Raw genomic sequence first — 7,083 nt, 5'->3', positions numbered from 1 at the left:
CTTCCAGGCTCGACCCCAGCACGCAGCAGGTCGACCAGCGGCCACAACGCCGACGGGCTCTCGACGTGGGCGTTGTGGCCGACACCGGCCAGCACGACCGGGTCCGGCCGGAGCGAGCGCAGGTCCGCGGCCGGCGACATCGGATCCGACTCCCCCGCCGCGAGGATCACCGCACCCCGGCACGCGGCGAGCAGGCCGGGCATGTCCGGGGCACCGACCCCGAACGCGGCGCCGTCCAGGGCGAGCCGCCAGCCACCGTCGACCTCGGTGACGCCCGTTCGGATGTCGGGAAGCAGCCCCGCCAGGCCGGCCACCTTCAGCGCCCGGTCCACCGCCGCCTCCCGCGTGTCGAACGTCCTCGCCGGGCGGGCGGCCATCGACGCCGCCTTCGCGAGCTCCTCCGCCGACCACCGGACCTTGATCCCCAGCCCGCACACCGCCGGCACCGGCACGCCGAACCAGCCGCTCGCGAGCGTCAGCCCGAGCACGCCGCCCAGCGAGTGACCGAGCACCGTCACCGGCCGGCCCGGATCGAGCACGCCGGCGATCGCCGCGGTCAACGCGCCGAACGAGTAGCGCGGCAGCGGCGCGGACCGGCCGTGCCCAGGCAGGTCCGGCACCAGCACCTCCCCCGGCCACCGGCCGACGAGCGAGGACACCAGGCCGTCCCAGACCTCGCCCGTCGCACCGAGTCCGTGCAGCAGAAGCAATGCCGGATCGCCCGAGCCGTGCCGGGCCAGGAACACGTCCACGAGCCCGATCTTGCCGCACGGGATAGCAGAATGGCGGCATGTCCGCCGACACCGACGTGATCGTCGACCCCGACACCTACCTCACCGGCGTGCCGCACGAGGCCTTCGCCCGGCTGCGCGCGGAGTCCGCGGTGATCTGGATGGACGAGCCGGCGATCGACCGGTGGCCCGCCGGCCCCGGCTTCTGGGGCGTCGTCCGGCACGCCGAGGTCAAGGAGGTCATGCGGAACCCGTCGGTGTACTCGTCCCACCTCGGCGCCACGCAGATCACCGACCCGCCGGACCGTGCCGCGCTCGAGTTCGTCCGGCAGATGATGCTCAACCAGGATCCGCCCGAGCACTCCCGGCTGCGCAAGCTGCTCACCCGCGCGTTCACCCCGCGCGCGATCGCCAGCCTCGAGGACAAGATCAACGGATGGGCCCGCGACCTCGTCACGAACGTCGCCGGGCGCGGGGAATGCGACTTCGCCACCGACATCGCCGCCGACCTGCCGCTGCTCACGCTGGCCGAGCTCTTCGGCGTGCCGAGCCAGGACCGCTGGCTGATGTTCGACTGGAGCAACCGCGTGATCGGCTACCAGGACCACGAGTACGCCGTGTCCTCGCGTGCCGCCGCGGACGGCTCCACGGAGATGGCGCGGCGGGCCATCGCGCTGCGCCCTCGGCCGGACGAGCACGCCCGGCTGCCCGACCAGCGCACCCGCGCCGGCATGCCCGACCTCTACGCCTACGCCCACGACCTCGGCGAGTACAAGCGGCGCAACCCGGGCGAGGACATCATGTCCAACCTCATGCGCGAGCTCGACGACAGCGACCACGACAGCGACGACGACAGCGACCACGACACTGGCGGCAGGGTGACGGTCGGCGAGTTCGAGAACCTCTTCTGGCTGTTCTCCGTGGCGGGCAACGAAACCCTGCGCAACGCGCTGCCCGGCGGCCTGCTCGCTCTCATGTCCAATATGGACCAGTACCGGGAGCTGCGCGCGGACCGCGGCCTCCTGCCGCGGGCGGTCGACGAGATGCTGCGCTGGTGGTCGCCGGTCATGCGGTTCCGCCGGACGGCCACCCGGGACACCACGCTCGGCGGCACCACGATCCGGGCCGGCGACAAGGTCGTGGTGTGGTTCTCCTCGGCCAACCGCGACGAGCGCGCGTTCGCCGAGCCGGACCGGTTCGACGTCACCCGCGAGGCGAACGACCATCTGGGCTTCGGCCACGGCCCGCACTACTGCATCGGCGCGCACCTGGCGAAGGTCCAGATGCGGGCGCTGTTCACCGCGCTGTTCGACGTGCTGGGCGAGGTCGAGCCCGCCGGCGAGCCCGTGCGGCTGCGGTCGAACTTCCAGCACGGAATCAAGCACCTGCCGATCCGCTGGCGATGACGGAGCACGGCAGGGCGGACGGTCGTCACGGGCCGGCGGGCATGGAGTGTTCGGGGAGGTCCTTCACCTCGTACCTCCCGCGATTCCTCCGGAGATCGGCGACGGCGAGCACGAGGGCGAACAGGACCAGCGCCACCGCCGCGAACAGCGCGACCGCGAGCCCGGCCCGGTAGCCGCCGCCGGGCGCGCCGACCACCGCGTAGAAGACCGCGGCGAGCAGGGCGGTGCCGACCGCGGTGCCGATCCGCTGCCCGGTCTGCAGCACGCCGCTCGCAACGCCGGCCATCCCGGTCGGCACGCACGACAGCGTGATCGTCGTGTTCGGGGAGATCACCGCTCCCCCGCCGATGCCCGCGACCAGCATCGGGAACGTGATGGCCGCGACGAGGTGGCCGGGGTCGACGAGCATGGTCACGACTGCGACCGCGCCGAGCCCGACCGCGACCATCGTCAGCCCGGCGATCGTGAGCCACCGGCCCCACCGGTCGACGATCCGCCCCGCGAGCCAGGCCGACACGGCCGAGCCGAGCGCGAACGACGTCACCGACAGGCCCGACTCCAGCGGCGAGAAGCCCAGCCCGGCCTGGAAGAACACGGCGAACACGAGCCAGATGCCGGCGAACCCACAGAAGTACACGGTGCCGATCATGGCACCGGGCGAGTAGCCGGGGGTGGCGGTGAACAGTCGCATGTCCACCAGCGGCACGCGTTCGCCGGCGACCCGGCGGCGCTCCCAGCGCAGGAAGGCGTAGCCGAGCGGGACGACCGGCGGGAACAGCCACCAGAACCGCGCCAGCCCGCCCGCCTCGGACTGGACCACCGGGAACAGCACGCACAGCACGGCCAGCCCGAGCAACACGATGCCGCCGATGTCGATGTCGGCGGAGACCTCGCGGGCCGGGATGGGCGGCACCAGGAACCACGCGAGCACGAGCGTCAGCACGCCGATCGGGAGGTTCACGAGGAACACCCAGCGCCAGCCGTCGGGCTCGCCGAACGCGGCGATGATGACCCCGCCGATCACCGGGCCGGCCGCGGTGGACAGCCCGATCGTGGCGCCGAGCAGGCCGAACGCGCGGCCGCGCTCGGCGCCACGGAACAGGTCCTGGATCAGCCCGCCGTTCTGCGGGGTGACGAGCCCAGCGACCAGCCCCTGCAACAGCCGGGCGATGACCAGCAGCACCAGCGACGGTGCGAGCCCGGCCAGCACGCTGGTGAGCACGAACCCGGACAGCGCGACCAGGTACATCCGGCGCCGGCCGAACGCGTCACCGAGCCGGCCACCCGCGACCAGCGCCAGGCCGAACGTGAGCGGGTAGCCGGAGACCACCCACTGCACGCCGCTGGCCGACGCGCCGAGGCCTTCCTGGATGGACGGCACGGCGACGGTCACGATGCTGACGTCGAGCAGGATCATGAAGCCGCCGGCGAGCGTCACCACCAACGCTCGCCAGCGGCGTGGGTCCGCACCCGGTGCGTAGCCGGCGCTCACACCTGATGTCTACCCACCTCGGCCCGCACACGCCACGCGGCCGGTTCAGGCGAACGGCAGCCAGGCCACCTGCGTCAGCTCGTCGATGTCGCTGACGAGCATGCCGACCTCGGACACGGTCCACAGCTCGTCGCCGATCACCAGCGCGCGGCGGGGCGTGAACGGCGTGCCGCCGGAGCGGTCCACCGTGTGGCGCACCATGCCGACCTCGGACACCGTGTTGGCCGACACCCTGAGTACCAGCGCACCCGCGTCGGGGGACGTCCCATTCCCGTAGGTCGTCATCGGGATCACCACGAGCTCCCTGTCCGGCCAGTACAGGAACGCGTGCGGGTCACCCTCGACCTCCGAGTGCGCGCCCGCGTACTGGACCTGGCCGATCCGCTCGGCACCGCGCGGGTCCGAGGTGTCGAACAGCGACACCTGGGTGCCGGTCGTCATGCCCTCATCGGTGGCCTCCTGGCCGACGCCGAGCAACCGGCCCTGGCCGACCGGGTGCAGGTACGCCGAGTACCCGGTGATCTTCAGCTCGCCCGTGACCCGCGGGCTGGCCGGGACCGACAGGTCCACTGTGTACAGCGGGTCGGTCTGCCGGAACGTCACCACGTACGCCTCGTCGCCGAGGAAGCGCACCGCGTAGATCCGCTCGCCCTTGCCGAGCCCGTCGATCCGGCCCACCTGGGCGAGCTCCTTGCCGCGCCGGGTGAGCACGCTGACCGCGCTGTGCGACTGCTCGCTCGTCGTGATCGTGGTGGCGATGCGCAGGTTTCCCTCGTGCTCGGACAGCGAGTACTGGTTGAGCAGGCCACCCTCCACCCCGCCGGACGCGACGTGCACCGGCCGGCCCGGCTTGGAGATGTCGAACTGGTAGACCTCGGTCCGCTGACCGCCGGAGGGCCTCGGCCGGTCGGTCGGGCCGAACCCACCGGCGCCGTGCTCGACGTGGTCGTCGGCGACGTAGAGGTTCGTGCCCGTGCCGTACACGGTGTTGCCGTCGGCCGCGATGCTGATCGGGTCGCCGGTCCCCAGCTCCCGGGTCAGGTCCAGGGTGAGGATCGTGAGCAGGCCGGAGCCGGTGTAGCTCTTCGGGTGGCTCACCGCCGTGCACTCGACCAGCTCGCCGGAGGTCACGTGGTCACCGGCGGCCAGCTGGTAGCGCGGCAGCCAGTCCGAAATGGACGATGACTCGACGACGGCCCGGTTCTTCTCCTCGAGGTCCGACGGGCTGAGGTCGCCGTCCGGGTAGGTGAACTTCAGGTGCGGTGTGGAGCGCACGACGACCCGGGCGACGGAGCCGACCTGGCGGGCGTCGAGGTAGGTGCCCTCCACCGCGAGCGTGCCCAGCACCTTGCCCGCGCCGGTGAGGTCGACGAGTGCGAGCTGCGAGCCGAAGCTCGGGGGCGGGTCGTCGATGGGCGGCGAGGCGTCCGGTGGGACGTCCGGCACCGGCTCACCAGGCGAGCCCGGCGAGCCGCCGCCCACGCCGGGCCGTTCCACGATGCCGCCGCGCGGCATCGGCTTGATCGTGCCGCCCGATGTGGTCAGCACGAGCGCGCGGTCGCCCGCGAGCAGGAGCTGGGTGGCGTGACCGCCCGGCAGCGTGACCTTCGCGGTCTGCTTGTACCCCGCCACGTCCACGACCCGCAGCTGGCCGTCGACGACCGAGACGACCCGGCGGCCGTCGGTCTTCACGATGTCCGGCTCGTCCACATCGGACTCGTAGTTGTTGGTCCCCGAGTGGCCGGGCGCCTCGGCCTGCTCCCCCGCGCCCGAGGCGGAGCGCTCCCCGGCGCTCGAGGCGGCTTCCGCGTCCTTGGCCGGCATGCCGGCACCCGGCGCCGGCGCGGCCGCCGGTGCCTCCTGGGCCGCCTCGGCATCCGTGAAGACGGCGTCCCCTTCCATGCCGTACGGCCCGACGTGCGGCAACGCGGCCGCCTTCAGCTCGCGCAGCGCGGAGTCACAGCTGTCGTAGGAGACGAGCGTGATCGCGCCCGGGTCGATGACCTCGGTCCGGTCGCCGTCGGCCATCCCGACGACCACGGCGGTGCCCGCCACGCCGACACCCAACCCCACCACTGCCGCCGCGGCGACGGCGATGCGTGGCCATCTCGGTAAGTCCTGGTTCATGCCAACTGGACGGACGGCCGGTACGAGAGCGTTGCACGCGAGCTGGTTGACTTCGCCCCGTGCGAGCCGAACTCCTCTCCGTGCTCGCCGGTGAGATCCGCACGCGTGCCGCGCGACGTGTCGCCGTCGACGGCGTGGACGGCGCCGGCAAGACCCACTTCGCCGACGAGCTGGCCCGCGAGCTCACCGAGCGGGGTGCCGAGGTCGTTCGCGCGTCCGTCGACGGCTTCCACCACCCGCCGGCGATCCGGCACCGGCGCGGGCGTGGCTCACCGGAGGGGTACTTCCGCGACTCCTACGACTACCCGCGGGTGATCGAGCTGCTGCTGGCCCCGCTCGGACCTGGCGGCTCCGGGCGACACGTCCGCGCCGTGTACGACGTGCACGCCGAGTCGCCGGTCGCGGTCGTGCCGCGGACGGCCGGGCCCGGCGCGATCCTGTTGCTGGACGGCATCTTCGCCCACCGCGACGAGCTCGCCGGGTTCTGGGACTACTCCGTCTGGCTCGACGTGCCCTTCGCCGTCTCGATCCCGCGCGGCGCCGCCCGCGGCTACGGGGACCCCGACCCGGACGCCGAGCTCAACCGTCGCTATCTCGGGGGCCAGCGGCTGTACCTGGCCGAGTGCGACCCGCGCTCGCGGGCCACGGTCGTCATCGACAACACCGACCTCGCGAACCCCGTGCGGGTGACCTAACCGTCCTCTTCGGAGGGTTCGTCGACGGTCACCGGCTCGGTGCGCTCGACCTCGAGCCGCCATCCCCCGGCGAGCGCCACGGCGGACGCCGCGGCCATGATCATCGGCGCGAGCAGCACGGCCACGACGCCCACGGTCATCGGCACGTCGAGAATGGTACGACCGTCCTTGTCGCGCACCACGATGCGCCGCACGTTCCCTTCGCGGATGAGCTGGTCGATCTTGTCCGTGAGCGCCTTGGCGCTGAACCCCTCTGCTTCCGTCGCCACGCCGGTGACAGTAGTACGACCGACGGCGGCGCGGGCCCGGTCGGGCGAATGCCGCCCCGGACCCGGCCGCGGGTGGTCGGGAGCGAGCGCGGCCGGCCACACGTCGACACGATCCGCGGGGATCATATTCACCGATCTCGACGACGACCGCCGCCTGGCCTATACATTGGTGTCGTCCGGCCGGATCCACGCGCGGCGACCGGTCGTGCGGGGTCCCAGACCTCGAACCCGCGGCGGCGAACTTTCCGTCGCAACGGATCCCGCCTCGACGCTGCCCAGTTGGGAGCTGTTGGGCACCGTCGGGGCGGACCACGGGAACCCGGCCGGCGCGCAGCGGCACCAGACGCACCTGCTCTGGCCCGT

The 7,083-nt window shown here is 72.6% G+C and carries 6 protein-coding genes; 2 read left to right on the top strand and 4 right to left on the bottom strand.

Annotation, left to right across the window (positions count from 1 at the left end):
• Window positions 1–752 (bottom strand): alpha/beta fold hydrolase (locus ACRDTB_RS36555; RefSeq protein WP_431436830.1); only part of this gene is annotated, 752 nt, incomplete at its 3' end.
• A gap of 38 nt (window positions 753–790) precedes the next feature.
• Here ACRDTB_RS36555 and ACRDTB_RS36550 point away from each other — a divergent pair.
• Window positions 791–2,137, top strand: coding sequence for a cytochrome P450 (locus tag ACRDTB_RS36550; protein WP_431436829.1), 1,347 nt, complete (start codon window positions 791–793; stop codon window positions 2,135–2,137).
• 25 nt (window positions 2,138–2,162) lie between these two features.
• On the opposite strand, the gene ACRDTB_RS36545 is transcribed toward ACRDTB_RS36550, so the two are convergent.
• On the bottom strand, window positions 2,163–3,629 hold the full coding sequence (locus ACRDTB_RS36545; RefSeq protein ID WP_431436828.1) for an MFS transporter: 1,467 nt from the start codon (window positions 3,627–3,629) through the stop codon (window positions 2,163–2,165).
• A gap of 45 nt (window positions 3,630–3,674) precedes the next feature.
• Complete coding sequence (locus tag ACRDTB_RS36540) at window positions 3,675–5,756, bottom strand: beta-propeller domain-containing protein (RefSeq protein WP_431436827.1); 2,082 nt, start codon at window positions 5,754–5,756, stop codon at window positions 3,675–3,677.
• Window positions 5,757–5,815: 59 nt separating this feature from the next.
• Between ACRDTB_RS36540 and ACRDTB_RS36535 the strand changes: the two genes are divergently transcribed.
• Window positions 5,816–6,451: a uridine kinase gene (locus ACRDTB_RS36535; protein WP_431436826.1), complete on the top strand. Its 636-nt coding sequence runs from the start codon at window positions 5,816–5,818 to the stop codon at window positions 6,449–6,451.
• Here ACRDTB_RS36535 and ACRDTB_RS36530 read toward each other — a convergent pair.
• Window positions 6,448–6,720: a DUF4342 domain-containing protein gene (locus ACRDTB_RS36530; RefSeq protein ID WP_431436825.1), complete on the bottom strand. Its 273-nt coding sequence runs from the start codon at window positions 6,718–6,720 to the stop codon at window positions 6,448–6,450. The genes ACRDTB_RS36535 and ACRDTB_RS36530 overlap by 4 nt on opposite strands.
• Between the last annotated feature and the right edge of the window lie 363 nt (window positions 6,721–7,083).

This window comes from Actinophytocola sp. (genome assembly GCF_050699935.1).
GTDB lineage: Bacteria > Actinomycetota > Actinomycetes > Mycobacteriales > Pseudonocardiaceae > Actinophytocola.
The sequence above is the reverse complement of the archived record's forward strand: the minus strand, read 5'-3'. Positions and strand labels throughout refer to the sequence as shown.